This window comes from Ralstonia chuxiongensis, from assembly GCF_024158925.1.
In the GTDB taxonomy this organism is placed as follows: domain Bacteria; phylum Pseudomonadota; class Gammaproteobacteria; order Burkholderiales; family Burkholderiaceae; genus Ralstonia; species Ralstonia chuxiongensis.
On sequence record NZ_JAMYWC010000002.1, the window covers coordinates 454822 to 468227 of the forward strand.

The 13406-nt window shown below is 65.8% G+C and carries 15 protein-coding genes; 7 read left to right on the plus strand and 8 right to left on the minus strand.

Annotated elements, in window-relative coordinates:
• Positions 1-18: 18 nt before the first annotated feature.
• Positions 19-921 carry a patatin-like phospholipase family protein gene (locus tag NKG59_RS06735; protein WP_045205002.1) on the plus strand — a complete coding sequence of 301 codons (903 nt, stop codon included), beginning with the start codon at positions 19-21 and terminating at the stop codon, positions 919-921.
• Between the two features lie 259 nt (positions 922-1180).
• Here the strand turns inward: NKG59_RS06735 and NKG59_RS06740 are convergent, their stop codons facing one another.
• Together NKG59_RS06740 and NKG59_RS06745 are read right to left on the minus strand one after the other, a co-directional pair.
• Positions 1181-2977, minus strand: coding sequence for a thiamine pyrophosphate-requiring protein (locus NKG59_RS06740; protein ID WP_253535997.1), 1797 nt, complete (start codon positions 2975-2977; stop codon positions 1181-1183).
• 30 nt (positions 2978-3007) lie between these two features.
• The gene (locus tag NKG59_RS06745; RefSeq protein ID WP_092974431.1) at positions 3008-3484 is read right to left on the minus strand and encodes a hemerythrin domain-containing protein; all 477 of its coding nucleotides are present in this window, start codon (positions 3482-3484) and stop codon (positions 3008-3010) included.
• 198 nt (positions 3485-3682) lie between these two features.
• Here NKG59_RS06745 and NKG59_RS06750 point away from each other — a divergent pair, with 198 nt between their 5' ends.
• Together NKG59_RS06750 and NKG59_RS06755 are read left to right on the plus strand one after the other, a co-directional pair.
• The gene (locus tag NKG59_RS06750; protein WP_253535999.1) at positions 3683-4153 is read left to right on the plus strand and encodes a PRC-barrel domain-containing protein; all 471 of its coding nucleotides are present in this window, start codon (positions 3683-3685) and stop codon (positions 4151-4153) included.
• Between the two features lie 61 nt (positions 4154-4214).
• On the plus strand, positions 4215-4403 hold the full coding sequence (locus NKG59_RS06755) for a hypothetical protein (RefSeq protein WP_024976897.1): 189 nt from the start codon (positions 4215-4217) through the stop codon (positions 4401-4403).
• Positions 4404-4471: 68 nt separating this feature from the next.
• Here NKG59_RS06755 and NKG59_RS06760 read toward each other — a convergent pair whose 3' ends face one another.
• On the minus strand, positions 4472-4825 hold the full coding sequence (locus NKG59_RS06760; protein ID WP_045204998.1) for a glyoxalase superfamily protein: 354 nt from the start codon (positions 4823-4825) through the stop codon (positions 4472-4474).
• A gap of 126 nt (positions 4826-4951) precedes the next feature.
• Between NKG59_RS06760 and NKG59_RS06765 the strand changes: the two genes are divergently transcribed.
• Genes NKG59_RS06765 through NKG59_RS06780 form a run of 4 tightly spaced genes read left to right on the plus strand, consistent with a single transcriptional unit; the run spans position 4952 to position 7353 of the window.
• Positions 4952-6160, plus strand: a complete 1209-nt coding sequence (locus NKG59_RS06765; protein ID WP_045204997.1) for an aminotransferase-like domain-containing protein — start codon at positions 4952-4954, stop codon at positions 6158-6160.
• Positions 6161-6179: 19 nt separating this feature from the next.
• A complete protein-coding gene (locus NKG59_RS06770) occupies positions 6180-6686 on the plus strand; it encodes a helix-turn-helix domain-containing protein (RefSeq protein WP_253536001.1) in 507 nt (168 codons plus the stop codon).
• On the plus strand, positions 6686-7102 hold the full coding sequence (locus NKG59_RS06775) for a VOC family protein (protein WP_253536004.1): 417 nt from the start codon (positions 6686-6688) through the stop codon (positions 7100-7102). Before NKG59_RS06770 ends, NKG59_RS06775 begins: the two co-directional genes overlap by 1 nt.
• Positions 7099-7353 (plus strand): hypothetical protein, encoded by a 255-nt coding sequence (locus NKG59_RS06780; RefSeq protein WP_253536006.1) that lies wholly within the window; start codon positions 7099-7101, stop codon positions 7351-7353. Before NKG59_RS06775 ends, NKG59_RS06780 begins: the two co-directional genes overlap by 4 nt.
• Positions 7354-7786: 433 nt before the next feature.
• Here NKG59_RS06780 and NKG59_RS06785 read toward each other — a convergent pair whose 3' ends face one another.
• The 5 genes from NKG59_RS06785 to NKG59_RS06805 all read right to left on the minus strand — a co-directional run bounded on the left by NKG59_RS06785 (position 7787) and on the right by NKG59_RS06805 (position 13330).
• Positions 7787-8983 carry an MFS transporter gene (locus NKG59_RS06785; RefSeq protein WP_253536015.1) on the minus strand — a complete coding sequence of 399 codons (1197 nt, stop codon included), beginning with the start codon at positions 8981-8983 and terminating at the stop codon, positions 7787-7789.
• A gap of 61 nt (positions 8984-9044) precedes the next feature.
• The gene (locus NKG59_RS06790) at positions 9045-9752 is read right to left on the minus strand and encodes a glutathione binding-like protein (RefSeq protein WP_253536471.1); all 708 of its coding nucleotides are present in this window, start codon (positions 9750-9752) and stop codon (positions 9045-9047) included.
• 94 nt (positions 9753-9846) lie between these two features.
• A complete protein-coding gene (locus tag NKG59_RS06795) occupies positions 9847-11040 on the minus strand; it encodes a low temperature requirement protein A (protein ID WP_253536017.1) in 1194 nt (397 codons plus the stop codon).
• Positions 11041-11070: 30 nt separating this feature from the next.
• On the minus strand, positions 11071-11706 hold the full coding sequence (locus NKG59_RS06800; RefSeq protein ID WP_253536019.1) for a LysE family translocator: 636 nt from the start codon (positions 11704-11706) through the stop codon (positions 11071-11073).
• 643 nt (positions 11707-12349) lie between these two features.
• The gene (locus tag NKG59_RS06805; RefSeq protein WP_253536021.1) at positions 12350-13330 is read right to left on the minus strand and encodes a DMT family transporter; all 981 of its coding nucleotides are present in this window, start codon (positions 13328-13330) and stop codon (positions 12350-12352) included.
• Between the last annotated feature and the right edge of the window lie 76 nt (positions 13331-13406).

The window sequence follows — 13406 nt, forward strand, 5'->3', positions numbered from 1 at the left end:
TGCAACGCAGCATTGATCATGGACAGAGTGGAACGAACGGCGTTTGTCTTTGCTGGCGGCGGCAGCCTCGGCGCCATCGAGGCCGGCATGCTGCGCGAGCTGGTGGCCTCGGGCGTGGTCCCGGATATGGTGGTGGGCGCCTCGGCGGGCGCCATCAACGCCGCTTTTTTTGCGTGCAATCCGCACGCGGCGGGCACGGCCCAGCTCGAGGCGCTGTGGCGCGGTGTGCGGCGCGCCGACGTGATGCCATGGTCCTGGCGGGCAATGTTCAGCATGCTCGGGCTCCTGGGTGGGCAACGGGAGCACCTAGTCGATGCATCCGGCCTGCAGCGCCTGCTGACGCGGCATTTCGGGCAGACCCTGCTGGAGGCGGCCACGCTCCCCCTGCACGTTGTGGCCACCGACATGCAAACTGGCGCCGAGGTGGTGCTGTCTTCCGGAGCCATCGTGCCAGCGGTGCTTGCCAGCGCCGCCATTCCGGGCGTGTTTCCGCCGGTGCGCATTGGTGATCGCCTGTTGATCGACGGGGGCGTCGCCAACAACACGCCAATCTCCGCCGCCATCCGGCTGGGCGCCACACGTGTCGTCGTATTGCCAGCGGGGTTTGCCTGTGCCGACCGTCGCGCCCCGCGCAGCGCCATCGAGCACGCGCTGAACGCCTTGTCACTGCTGGTTGCGCGTCAGCTTGTGCAAGACCTGGAGCGCTGGGCCGGGCAGGTGCCCATTGCCGTGGTGCCACCGCTGTGCCCCCTCGATGTGTCGCCCTACGACTACGCCCGCTGTGGAGAACTCATCGACCGCGCCGCTGCCGCCACTGCGGCATGGCTGGCAGCCGACGGTCTGGCGGGCACAGGCATACCGGGCGCGCTGCGTGAGCACCATCACGACGCGACCCAGGCTAGTTGCAGTGCCCAGGTTTGATGCCACGGCAAAAGGCAACGGGGCGACACGGCAAGGCAAAGTAGGGCAGAGCAATTTCAGCGTGAGCGTTGGACCTCGGGTGCCTGACCGCAGACAACCCGCGATGCCGCACGCTGTGTGTGCTCGCTGCAAGCACCACCGATTGAGACACGCAAGACAAGAAGATCAGCGAATCGTCGTGACGCTTCTTCTTTGCCTCTTCTGACAGCCACATAGGCACCATCCACATCAAGGTGGCTTGAGCCCGGCACCTCCCGGCTCACTCCTTCTCCTTATGCACCGGAAACAACGCCGACAACACCTGACGCGCCGTCCCGCGTAGCACGCCGCTCGCATCCGGGTCGCCATACGCCAGTGCCGTCGCAAAGTTGCGTGCCTGCTGCAGCGTGACGTGCGGCGGCAGCGGCGGCACATCGGGGTCGGTCTTCACTTCCAGCACCACGGGCCGGTCTGCGTTGAGCGCTTCGTCCCACGCGCCGGCCAGTTGGTCGGGGTCGTCGACGTAGATGCCCTTCAGGCCGATCAACTCTGCAAACCGGTGATACGGCACATCTGGGATGTCCTGTGAGGCCGGAAATTTCGGGTCCCCTTCCATCACGCGCTGCTCCCACGTGACTTCGTTCAGATCCTGGTTGTTGAGCACCATGCAGATCCACTTGGGAGACTTCCAGCGCTTCCAATATTTCGACACGGTGATGAGTTCGGCCATGTTGTTCATCTGCATGGCGCCGTCGCCTACGAATGCAATGACGGGTCTCTCTGGGTGCGCAAACTTGGCGGCAATTGCATACGGCACGGCTGCCCCCATCGATGCCAACCCGCCCGACAGCGAGCCCATCATGCCGGGCTTGAACTTGAGATCGCGCGCATACCAGTTGGCACACGTGCCAGAGTCGCTGGTGACGATCACGTTGTCCGGCAGCTTGGGTGACAGCTCCCAGAACACGCGCTGCGGGTTGACGGGGTAGGCCGGTTGCAGCGCGCGGTCTTCCAGCGTCTTCCACCAGCTTTCATTCCAGCGGGCAATGCGTTCAGGCCAATAGCGATCGGTCTTGCGCTGGAGCAGCGGCAGCAGTGCTCGCAGCGTTTGTGCGCTGTCGCCCACGAGGTTGACTTCCATCGGATAGCGCAACCCGAGCATGCCGGGGTCGAGGTCGATCTGCACGCCGCGCGCTTGGCCTTCCTTGGGCAGGAATTCTGCATAGGGAAAGCCGGAGCCGACCATTAGCAGCGTGTCGCAGTGGTTCATCAGTTCCCAACTCGGCTCGGTGCCCAGCAGCCCGATGGCGCCTGTCACATAGGGCAATTCGTCGGGCAGGACGGCCTTGCCAAGAAGCGCCTTGGCCACGCCCGCGCCCAGCGTTTCCGCCACCGCTGCCACTTCTGCACTGGCCCCGAGTGCGCCCGCGCCTACGAGCATCGCCACCCGGCGGCCGCTGTTGAGCATGTCCGCGGCGCGTTCCAGATCGGCGGCTTGCGGGATCACGCTCGGCGCGCTGTAGCCCACGCCCGAGTGCACCGTGCCGTGCGCACGCGGCGGTTCGGTGTAGGGCATTTCCTGCAGATCATTCGGCAGCACGAGCGCCGTCACCCGGCGTTGCCCGATGGCGATGCGCACCGCGCGATCCAGCAGATGCCGCACCTGCGCCGGCATGCTGGCCTGGTGGACAAACGCGCCGGCCACGTCGCGGAACATCGCCGCCAGATCGACCTCCTGCTGGTAATGCCCACCGACTGCCGTGCGCGCCTGCTGCCCGGTGATCGCCAGCACCGGCATGTGGTCGAGCCGCGCGTCGTACAGCCCCGTGATGAGGTGCGTCGCCCCCGGCCCGGACGTTGCCATGCACACGCCCAGCTCACCCGTGAACTTGGCATGTGCAGAGGCCATGAAGGCCGCCATTTCTTCATGCCGCACCTGCACGAATTCGATCTTGCCGCCGGCCCGCTGCAGCGCACCGAACATGCCGTTGATGCCGTCTCCAGGGTAGCCAAAGATGCGCCGCACGCCCCAGTCATACAGGCGGGCGACGAGGAAGTCGCTGACGGTGGCTTGCATGGTTTCTGTCCAGTATCAGATGGTGGGTCGTCAGCTCGTGGTCTCGGCGAGCAGCGCTTCCTTGCGCGCGGTCATGGGCTCCTGCAGCGGCGTCAGGTCGACGTGCTGACGGACCAGCTTGGGAAAGAGTTCGGTCTCTTCTTCCTCCACGTGGTGTGAAACGTACTCGGCCAGCACCGTGAATTTGGCCGCGAACAGATCGTCGCCTGCGTGCATGCCGCTCAACTGCTTGATCAGGTCCTTCGCGGTGGCGTGCTCCACCACGGCTTCGTCGACGAGATCCTTGAACGCTTCGCCGCCGTTGTCGCGCACGAACGGGTAGAACACCTCTTCTTCAAGCTGCGTGTGCACGGTCAACTTTTCACATGCTTCGCGCACGATTTGCTCGCAGGTGGCTTTGTCTTTCTCTTGCTGGAACGTCTTGAACAGTTTTTTCACCTCACGGTGATCGTCCAGCAGCATCGACAGCACGGCGCGCTGCGCCACAGGGATTTCAGCTTTGTTCATGGGGCTCTCCGGTAGGGGGGTCTGTTTTGATACGCCGAACCGTCGAGCAAGCGCCATGCCGCACGCGCGCCTTTGCGGGCGACGTACCGCAGGCAAGCTTCGTGCTGACACAGGTGATTGCGTGCGACAGACGCCGCGCAGATGCGTGGCCGCCGCACATCATCCTGAACGTCAACTGATTGATGGGAGGTAACTGCTATGCAAACCACGACAACCGGCACCACGCTGGGCACCGGCACTGGCACCGGTGTAGGAACCACCGCGGGCGTACGCATGCGCATCATTGGGCGTGCCGATACGGATTCGGCCGGCCCGGGCCCGGAACTGATGGCCGCCGATACGCTGGAGGGCAATCGCGTCGTCAATCTCAACGGAGAAGACCTCGGCAAGATCACCGACATCATGCTCGACGTGCAGCGCGGCCGGATCGCCTACGCGGTGATGTCGGTGGGCGGCTTCCTGGGCATTGGCGACAAGCTCTTTGCGGTGCCGTGGAGCGCCATGTCGCTCGACGTTGACCGCAAGTGCTTCGTGCTCGACGCTAACAAGGACCGCCTGGAGGCCGCTCCCGGTTTCGACAAGGACAGCTGGCCCACGATGGCCGACCCGACCTGGGCCGAGTCCGTGCACGAGTACTACGGGTCGCGTCCTTACTGGGAAGAGTATTGAGCGCGCCCGGGCACGCCGTTCGCTTGCGTGTCGTCAGTCACGCTTGAAACAGGAGGGCGCCATGGAGAAAGGCAAGAAAGAGAAGCATCCGCACGCAGAAAAGCGTGAGGAACTGGTGGAAAAGGCCGTGGAAGATACGTTCCCGGCCAGTGATCCGCCCGCCACGGGCGGTATCACCCGCGTTGTCGACAAGGACAAAAACGCGAACGCACACCAGGACAAGCGCACCCACAACGGCAATCACCGGTAGCCGTTAGCCGGCACTGCCGCGCCCGCATCGCCTTTGGCATGCGGGCGTTTTTCTTCGATGCCGCCGTATTAACGGTGCGCCAGGATATTGACGACGTTGCCGAACGGATCGCGCACGTAAAAGCGGCGCACGCCCCAGGGCTCGTCAACGAGCGGATAGACGATTTCCAGGCCCAGCGATACGGCCCGCGCATGCACCGCATCCACATCGTCCACTTCTACCGACAGCGCCGGCACCGGCGTACCGTTTCCGCCTTCGCTGGCGATGCTGACCTGCGGCGTCATCGTGCTGGCCGTATCGGCAAAGGTGATGATCCAGCCGTGGTCCATCACCACTTCCAGATCGAGCAGTTCGGCATAGAACGCGCGGGCGCTTGCCGGGTCGGCGGCATGCAGATTGGGGACGATGCGTCGGACGGCCATGCAGGGGCTCCTTTTTACCGATTCGGTGACGGCATTCTAGTCACGGCTGTGACGCTGTGTTGGCATGCGCACGGGGCGCACATCACGTAAAGTGGCGGGCACTCGAACTACAGAGACACGCACGCCATGGAATTCCTGCAATCGCTGCTGGCACCCCGCCTGCAAAATGTTGAAACCTCCGCCATCCGTGAGCTGTTCAAGGTGCTCGGCAAACCGGGCCTGATCTCGTTTGCCGGCGGTTTTCCTGACTCGGCCCTGTTTGACGTGGAAGGCCTGAAGGCCGCGGCCGACAGCGCGCTCACCACCGACGCCGCCCGCGCGCTGCAATATGGCGCCACCGAGGGCTTCGAGCCGCTGCGCGAGGCCATCGTCACGCTGATGAAGGCACGCGGCGCCAACGTCGCCAACACCGACATCCTCGTCACCACCGGTTCGCAGCAGGGGCTGGATCTGCTGGGCAAGGTGCTGATCGGCGAAGGCGACACGGTGCTGACCGAAGCCCCCACCTTCCTCGCCGCCATTCAGGCGTTCAAGCTGTACGGCGCCAAGGTGGCCGGCGTGCCGACCGACGGCGACGGCCTGGATGTCGATGCACTGGAAAAGGTGCTCGCCACCGCGCGACCCAAATTCCTCTACGTGATTCCCAACTTCGGCAACCCGAGCGGCGCGCTGATGAGCCTGGAGCGCCGCAAGCGCCTGCTGGACGTGGCGGTGCGCCACAACCTGCTGATCGTGGAAGACGACCCTTACGGCGATCTGTATTTCGATGCACCCCCGCCGCCGTCGCTGTACGCGCTGTCGCAGCAGACCGATGGCGCTCAGGGGCGTGTGATCTACCTGGGCAGCCTGTCGAAGGTGATGGCGCCGGGCCTGCGCGTAGGCTGGATGATCGCCTCGCAGCCGGTGCTGGGCAACGCGGTGATGGTCAAGCAGTTTGCCGATGCGCACACCTCCACGTTCGCGCAGGCCACGGCCGCGGCCTACCTGCGCAGCAATCGGCTGGACACCGTGCTGCCGCGCACGCGCGCCGCCTATGCCGAACGCGCCCACGCCATGGCCAACGGCCTGCGCGCGCTGCTGCCGGAAACCGAACTGACCTTCAACCGCCCGCGCGGCGGCATGTTCCTGTGGTGCGCCTTGCCGGGCCGCAATGCCGGCGATGTGGCCAAGGTGGCCATCGAGCGTGGTGTGGCCTTCGTGCCGGGTGCGGCGTTCTACCCGGTCGACCCGGATCGCTCGACGCTGCGTCTGTCGTACGCCACCTCGTCGCTGGCACAGGTGGAAGAGGGTGTGCGCAAGCTCGCGCACGCTATCGGCGAGTTCAAGCTCGGCTGACCCCCGGGCGCAGGCCGCGGTGGCAACGGCACACACCGACGCGCAGCAAGACCCCGCGCTGCTGCGCCGCCTGCTTCGCGCCAAAGACCGCATGGACGCCGCCTCGCATGAGGCGTGGCCCGTCAAGCGGCTGGCCGAAGTGAGCGGCGTGTCGGAGGCGCATTTTGCGCGCTCGTTCAAGCAGGCCTTCGGCATTCCGCCGCACCGCTACCTGCTCACGCGCCGCATCGAGCAGGCCGCCACCCTGCTGCGCGACACCGACCTGCCCATCATCGAAATCGCCTACGCCACCGGCTGGGAAAGCCTTGGCACCTTCGGCCGCATCTTCCGCGACATCACCGGGCAGAGCCCGAGCGCCCTGCGCCGCCACGCCCAGGCCACCGCGCCGCAGCAGCAACTTGATCGCGTGCCCGCCTGTGTGCTGAAAGCGGCGCAGCGGCCCGACCTTGTCACAGCAGTTTCGGAGAAGCGCCGCCAGCTGGCGGACGGTACAAATCCGTCACCCACCAACAACAAGGAGCGGTGATGAGCCAAGGGATCAATGTCGTCGGGCTGTATGTAGATGATCAGGACGCGGCGCTGGCGTTCTATGTCGACAAGCTCGGGTTTCGCGTGCACACCGATGTGCGCAACGGCCCGTACCGTTGGCTGACGGTGCAGCATCCGGAGCAGCCGTCGTTTCAGCTTGGCCTGTTTCAGCCGGGCCCGCCCATTCACGACGAGGCCACCGCGCAGACGCTGCGCGCCATGGTTGCTAAAGGCGCGATGCCGCCGCTGGTGCTGACCGTTGCCGATTGCCGGGCGACCTACACACAACTGCGCGAGCGCGGCGTCGAGTTCACGCAGGAGCCGGTCGAGCGCTTCGGCAGTGTCGATGCCGGCTTTCGTGACCCCGCTGGCAACGGCTGGAAGATGATCCAGGCCGCTGGGGGTGCAAAGTGAGCGCCCGCAACGCAATCCGCCAGTTCCATCGCTGGGTGTCGATGGCCTTCACGCTCACGGTCATTGCCAACTTTGTCGCCATGGGGCTGGGCAAGGGTGCGCAGCCGCCCGCGTGGATCACCTATGCGCCGCTGCTGCCGCTGGCGCTGTTGCTGTTCACGGGGCTTTATATGTTTGCGCTGCCGTACCTGGATCGGCGTGGCGGGCGGCGTTCGACCGGCGAGCGGGACACGCCCACTGCGGCGGTCTGAGCGCGGCGCGTGAGGCTCTGAGGCTCGATTGCCGGGCTCAGACAGTCGAGCGTGAGTGTCCGAGGCTCGTGCACCAAGCTCAACGCCCGGAACATGACAGTTCGAGGTCGAAAAAATCGGGCTCAGAGGGCCGAGCGCGAGGGGTCGGAGCCCGGACGCCGAGCCTTTGAGGCCCGAACGTCGACCTCGAAGCCCGGAGCGCGAGTGTTTGAGGTCGAAAATGTCGAGCTCAAAGTGTGGCGCACGAAGGTTTGAGGCTCGACCGCCGAGGTCCAGGCGCGGAACGCGAGGGTTTGAGGGCCGAGCGCCGGGGGGCAGGGTCGGAACGCGGGGGTTTGAGGCTCGAGCGCCGGGGGCCAGGGTCGGAACGCGAGGGTCTGACGTCCGATCGCCGGGTTCAGAACCCGGCGCGTCGCGTTCCGCGCTTCGGCTTTCAGTGGGCGACCGACGTGGCTGCAGGTTCATCGGCCGACGCTGCCCCATGCCGACCGCTTATCCGCCACAGCACCACCGCCACCACATGGCACGCGGCGGCGGCCCATCCCAGCATGCCCGGCCCGCCGTGGGCCAACGCTAGCGCCCCCACCGTGGACCCCAGCGCGATCCCCACATACACCGCCGACGCATGCAGCGACAGCGTGGTCGGCGACACATCGGGGGCGAGGCGGATCAGCCGAGTCGCTTGCGCCGGGCCGAAGCCCCAGCCGGCCATGCCCCACAGCACGACCGCGCCGATGGCGATGGCGCCGGCCACCGTGCCGTGCAGCACTTGCACCGACAGCGAGAGCACCGAGAACGCCAGCACGATGCCCGCGCTGCTCACCGCCAGCACGCGCGCTACGCCCGCGCGGTCGGTCATGTGGCCGCCCAGGCCCGTGCCCAGCGCCGCAAAGCTGCCGACCAGGAACAGCACGATGCCCACATGCTGCGGCGCGAACCCCAGCCCCTGCACAAAGAACGGTGCGACGTAGGTGTAGAACGTAAAGCCGCCTGCCGCCCACAACGCGGACACCGCCAGCGCGCCCAACATGCCGGGCCGGCGTGCCACGCTCAGGCGTTGCGCCAGCGTGGTCACGCTGTGCGGCAGGGCGCGCGGCAGGCCGAAGGCGAGGCCTGCGGTGGCCAGCGCCGACAGCACACCGCACGCGATGAACGTCGAGCGCCAGTCGCCCTGCGCGGCAATCCACGCGCCCAGCGGCACACCGAGCGCCACCGCGACCGTGCCGCCGCCCGTGATGATGGCGAGCGCCGAGCCGCTGCGCCCAGCCGGCACCAGCGAGGTCGCCACTGCATTGGCTGTCGGCAGGAAGACGCCCGCCGCCAGCGCCAGCAGCACGCGCGCCGCCATCAACTGGCCAAAGCCGTGTGCGGTGGCAGCCAGCAGGTTGCCCGCCGCAAAGATGGCCAGCGCGCCGATCAGCACGCGGCGCCGGTCCACATTGCCGAGCAGCGTCGCCATCACGGGCGAGCCCACGGCGTACGTGACGGCAAACACGGTGACGAGCTGCCCGGCCGCCGGCACGCTCACGCCCAGGTCTGCGGCCAGCACCGGCAGCAGGCCGGCGATCATGAACCCTTCAGTGCCGATGGCGAACGCGCCCAGGCACAACCACCACAGCGATGCCGGCATGGTCGGCTCCTGTCAGAAGAAGAAAGCGGAATGGAGGCGGAGCGCAGAGGCTCCGCGAGGATCAGCGCGCGGTGGAGCTGGCCGTCTGGCCCAACAGCACGTTGCGCTCGTCGTCGGAGATGTCTTCGCGGCGGCGCGAGTAGGCGCGCTCGACCCCGGCATAGGCGCGCTGCGTGGCCGGGCGCGCGCCAACGGCTTCGAACCAGCGCTGCAGGTGCGGAAAGTCGTTCAGGTCCTGGCCGTGCCCGGCGTGCGGCACGATCCACGGATAGGCCGCGATGTCGGCGATCGTGTAGTCGTTGCCGGCAATGTAGGGGCGATCGGCCAGGCGGCGGTCGAGCACGCCGTACAGGCGGTTCGTTTCCTTGGTGTAGCGCTCGATGGCGTAGGGCACGCGCTCCGGTGCATACACGTTGAAGTGGCCGATCTGCCCGGCCATCGGCCCCAGGCCGCCCACCTGCCAGAACAGCCACTTGAGCACTTCCATGCGGCCGTGCAGGTCCGCGGGCATCAGCTGGCCGGTCTTCTCGGCCAGGTAAAGCAGCATGGCGCCCGATTCGAACAGCACCACGGGTTCGCTGCCTTCGGCCGGGTCGTGATCGACCATGGCCGGAATCTTGTTGTTGGGCGAGATGGCCAGGAACTCAGGCTTGAACTGGTCACCCCGGCTGATATCGACGGGGATGACGCGGTGCGGCAAGCCGGTTTCGGCAAAGAACAGCGCCATCTTCAGGCCGTTGGGCGTGGCGCAGTAGTAGAGGTCGATCATGGCGGGGCCCTCGTGTTCTGTCATGTTGGTTGACAGATTATGTGGGCGAGTGGCCTTTGGTAATGTCCAAAAACTGGAATTTTCAGGTGACCACTCAGTGGCCGTGCGCCTGTGCGGGCTCCGCTGTTTCGCAAGAGCGTGCGTACCATTCCCAGGCCGCGGTGCCACACAGCACGCCCGTCGCCAGCGCCGACACGGCCAGCGCCGGAAGCTCAACCGCTGGCAGCCACGCGCCGCCCAGCACCACCAGGCCAACCACGTGCGCCGGGCGCAGCCGCCCGAAGATCGCCCACTTGAACAGCAGGTTGCCCAGCAGGTATAGCGCCGCACTGCCCAGCACCGCCAGCGCCGTCCCCGCATGGGCGTGGCCCACCGGATGCGCCAGCACGAACTCATCGGCCACCGCCCCGACGATGATGCCGGCCACCAGCACCACGTGGATGTAGGTGTAGGCCAGGCGTGCGAGCCGGCCCGGATCAGCCGAATGCGAGATGGTGCGCGCACCGCGCTCGGCAATCGTGTCGAAGTACAGCCACCACATCGCCAGGCTGCCGATGAACGACATCGCCATCGCCGCGATGTTTTCTGCGTTCCAGTCGAGCCCGGCAAACGTGGAGCCCGTCACCAGCACCGATTCGCCCAGCGCGATGATGATGAACAGCGAGCAGCGCTCGGCCATGTGGCCGCCTTCCACGTTCCAGTCGTTGGTGGTGGAGCGGCCCAGGCCCGGCGTGTAGAAGCCCATCGATGGCCCGAGCCATTCGATGGCCAGCGCGATGATCCAGCATGCCCAGCGCACGGAATCCTCTGACAGGCCACCGGCCAGCCACAGCACTGCCGAGACCCCGAGCCACGTGCCGATACGCTGGAAGTTGCGCCGCAAGGGCAGCGACTCGCCACGCACGGCCCACAAAAAGAACAGCGTGCGCCCGAACTGCATGAACACATAGGCCAGCGCAAACGCCAGCCCGCGCGAGCCGAACGCCTGCGGCAGCGATGCCGAGAGCAGCAGCCCACCCGTCATCAGCACGAGCATCAGCATGCGGATGGCGAGTTTTTCGGGGTCGAGCCAGTTCGTCACCCACGACGTGAAGATCCACACCCACCACACCGCCAGCATCAGCAGCAGCGCCTGCGCGCCGCCCTGCAGCGTGAAGTTGCCGATCAGCAGATGCGAGAGCTGCGTCACCGCAAACACGAACACCAGATCGAAGAACAGCTCGATGTTGGTGACGCGGTGGTGGCCGTGTGCCCCTTCGGGCGAGGGGCGGAGGTAACTGCGGGGCATCGGGTGTCCTCAGTGCTGCTTAAAGCGCGATCAGGCCGACTGCATGCCCAGCGTGAGCGTGCCTGCGCCCACCATCACCGCGCCGCCCGTGTAGCCGAAGCGGCGCTGTGCGGCCACGCTGGTCAGGCGCTTGGCGAGCAGCTTGGCGGCCAGCGCGTACATCGACGCATTGGCGGCAGCCAGGATGACGAAGGTCGGCAGCAGGATCACGCTCTGCGAGAGGAAGGTCTGCTCGGCCGACATGAACTGCGGCACGAACGCGACGAAGAAGACGATGCTCTTGGGGTTCAGCGCGGTGACCGTCCAGGCGGACAGGAAGCGGCGGCCAGCGGACTTCTGCTGCACGGGGATGGTGGCCTCCGGCGCATCGTCGCGTAGGCGGCGGGCGCTGAGGATGGATTTGATGCCCAGGTAGACGAGGTACGAACCACCGATGAGCTTGAGCGCCGTGAAGGCCGTGGCTGAAGCGGCGAGCAGCGCGCCCGCACCGGCAAGGGAAACGGCCATGGCGGTCGTGTCGCCTGCCGCCACGCCGGCAACGGTGCTCCACGCCGAGCGGCCACGGTTGGCCAGCGAATCACCAATCACCAACAGGATGGTCGGACCCGGGATGAGCAGGATGATGATGCTGGCGCCGATGAAGGCCAGCCAGGTTTGGAGGGTCATGGGGTGGCTCGCTGTGTTGTTGGGGGGAGGGGGACACAGTTATCCATGAAAAAATTGGGGCGTCAAATGGGGCGGGGTGTTTTTCTTTTTTCTTGGTTTTGATGTTGGTGGTGCATCCCTTGTTTCATCCCCTGCCGGGGCTGACTCACTTTCTTTGGTCTTGCCCAAAGAAAGTAAGCAAAGAAATGCGCGCCCGAGATGGCGAAAGACTCCTTCAATTTTCGTAACCGGGCGGAGGCGGGGAAAACTCGCTGCGCTCAGACAGTTCCCCGCCTTTTTTCCGCCCGCTTACAAAAATTGAAGGCGCCATCTAGGGCAGGAAAGTCAAAGGCCAAACCATCTCAGCGCCAGCCCAAACGACAAGGCCAACCTCGCGACGGGTTGGCCTTTTTCTTTTGACGTTGAGCCCTTGATGGCGCCTTGGATTTTTGTTGCGGGGAGGATAAAGAGGGGAGGCCTGTCTGAGCGCAGCGAGTTTGCCTCCCCTCCCTCCCCGCGACACAAATCCAAGGGGAAGTCGCCATCTCGGGCGCGCCTTTCTTTTGCTTACTTTTCTTTGGCAAGACAAAGAAAAGTGAGTCGTGCCCGGCAGGGTACGAAAGGGGGATGGACCACCACGTCCAAAACAGCCCAAACAAAAAACCTACCCGTGCCTCCGCGCCGCCAACCCCACCCCACTCACCAACAAAACCGCAGCCGCCACCTCAAGCCCATGAGGCCATCGAGCCTCATAGATAAACCCATACAACAGCGCAAACACCGTCTCAAACACAATCAACTGCCCCGACAGCGTCAGCGGCAACTTGCGGCTGGCCGCATTCCACAGGCTGTTTCCCAGCACAGATGCCCCCAGCGCCACCCCCATATTCACCAGCCAGAACATCCCCCATGCCGATGCGGGCTGCGCTGAAGCCGTCGCCATGCCGGGCACGAAAAACGCCGGTACGGCCAGTGCCAATGACAACCCCCCCGTCGCAACGCCAGTCAACAGCGACCACTCCCGACTGGAGAACTGCGGCCGCGCGCGCAGGTACCGCGCATTGCACACCGCATACACCGTCCAGCACGCCAGCGCGCCCGCTGCCATCAGCAGACCGATGAAATAGGTTCTGCCGCCCGCACTCGAATGCACGTTGGGCGCATCCAGATAGATGCACACCACACCCGCCACGGCCATGAGCAGTGGCAGGGCCAGGCGGCGCATGGGCAGGCTGCCCCGTTCTGCTGCACCGGCCAGCGTGACCGTCACCGGCAGCAGCCCGACGATGAGCGATACCGGCGCCACGCCCGCACGCTGCACGCCACCCGCCACGCACAGGTAGTAAAGAATGTTGCCTGGCAGCGATAACAGCAGCAGCGCCACCCAATCGCGCCGAGTCGGTTTGCGCCACAGCGTGCGCCACACCGGCAACGCGAGCGCCAGCGACAACACGCCATACAACACATACCGCGCGGCCGACAGCGCCAGCGGCGAGAACTGCGGCAGCATCTTCGGCGCAACGAAGATGACGCCCCACAGCGCCCCGGCCGCGACGCCGTAGCCGATGCCCGTCAGGTGGTCACGCCGTATGTCGTGCTGACCGTGAGGAAGATGCGTTGCAGTGGAGGTGTCGCCAACAGCCATGGAGCGTCTGCCCGGAAAGATCAATCGAACCGGCACTCTGCGCGTGCGCGCGCCGCGCGTCTTGGCGAAGACGGCT